This window comes from Paraburkholderia sediminicola (assembly GCF_046026855.1).
Taxonomy (GTDB): domain Bacteria; phylum Pseudomonadota; class Gammaproteobacteria; order Burkholderiales; family Burkholderiaceae; genus Paraburkholderia; species Paraburkholderia sediminicola_A.
On the sequence record NZ_JAQQET010000088.1, the window covers coordinates 1 to 1,486 of the forward strand.

The window sequence follows — 1,486 nt, forward strand, 5'->3', positions numbered from 1 at the left end:
ATAGTCGGACCTGAACAATTCGTTTCTCGTTGCGCCGGTGTCACGCCGTCACGTCGGCGGCAATGCAGCGGTTGAGCAAAGCGACGAGAACGAAGACGCAAAAAAGCCGCAGCTTCCTCAGGATCATCCGGAAGTTGTGGCCGGCACCGCACAGCACCGCGTGCATTGCATCGCCGAGCGCGCCTTTGAGCCAGTTGCGATCAAGTTTTCCGTCTGTCTTCATGTGACCGATGGCTGGCTCGATTGCACTTCGCCGTCTGATCATCGCGCGTAGCCCGCGTGTGATACCCCGGCGCAACCCCGGGTGGTAGATCTTCACGCCGTCGATGGTGACGCCCTTGTAGCCGCGATCCACGATCGCCACCTCGGGTGCCGTGTCACTCAGGATTGCCGCCTGCTCCAGTGCTTCAGCCAGCGTGTGACCGTCGTACGGATTGCCAGGCATCGAGCGCATCCCAACGACCAGACCTTCCTTGTGGGTCGTCGTGATCGACACCTTCACCCCGAATTCGTAGGGTATGCGGGCTTTGCCCTTCGCCAGACACTCAACTTCCGGTGCGTGCAGCGCGTAGAGCTTGTTTTTGTCCTTCGGCTTCTGCGACAGGATCCGCTTCGTGCGGTCAATCAGCTCCTGCAAGTCCTTGCGGCCTGAGTCTGCTACCTGGGCGACCTGTCGCTCCACATCGCGCATCACCCGCCCAACGCGCGAGCGCAGCGTGCGCAATGCCTTCCTCATGCGCCTGTACTGCTTCGCGTGAGCATAGCGGCCAATCTGCAGCCCCAGGCGCGGCGCTTCGCGGTTGTAGTTCTGCCTCAACTTCAGACCATGCCGCGCGGCTGCCTTCACCAGATGTTCGCGACACCGTTCGAGCAATCGCGAATCGGTTGGATGAGCAATCGCCTTCTCCATGACCGTTGTGTCTACAATCACGCGCTTCACGCTCGAGGCCTTGATCACGCCGGCAAGCTTTGCCGCTTCGATCGTCTCGGCCAGCAACTCTTCAACGCCGGCTTCGCCCAGGCGCTTCCTCCAGCGCGTCAGGCTCGACGGGTCGATCGGAGGCCCGGTCTGCAGATACGTTTCACCGGTGAAGACCTGCCAGTATGGGTTCTCCACCCATTGCCAGACGACCTCTTCGTCGGACAGATCGAACGCATGCTGCAAATACAGCAGCCCCGCAATCAGGCGCGGCGAGCTCGCTGGTCGACCCTTGCGTGACACGAAACTCTCGCTCATCGATGCACCCAGTCGTTCCCAGTTGATCAGGTCGGCCAACCCGACCAACGGATGCTTCAGGTTGATCTGTTCGCGCAGCGGTTGCCGGAAGAAATCTCCCTCCGTCACAGGCGTCTTCGGACCCATCTGCACCTCGTCGAAAAATGCAGGATTCACGCCTTAATATGCCAGGTCCCTGCAATTCCCACAACCGCATTTCCGGCTCAAAACCTCACACCGAAAGGCTTTGAAGATTGTTCAGGTCCGACT

General features: G+C 60.1%; 1 protein-coding gene. It reads right to left on the reverse strand.

Annotated features, from left to right (window positions below; all coding sequences use genetic code 11):
- Positions 1 to 40: 40 nt before the first annotated feature.
- Positions 41 to 1,363: an IS5 family transposase gene (locus PQR40_RS38915; RefSeq protein WP_408511276.1), complete on the reverse strand. Its 1,323-nt coding sequence runs from the start codon at positions 1,361 to 1,363 to the stop codon at positions 41 to 43.
- Positions 1,364 to 1,486: the final 123 nt, after the last annotated feature.

Bases quoted from the DNA above. Each gene is read 5' to 3' on its own strand.
- PQR40_RS38915 (WP_408511276.1), bottom strand. From the start codon at position 1,363: ATGGGTCCGAAGACGCCTGTGACGGAGGGAGATTTCTTCCGGCAACCG.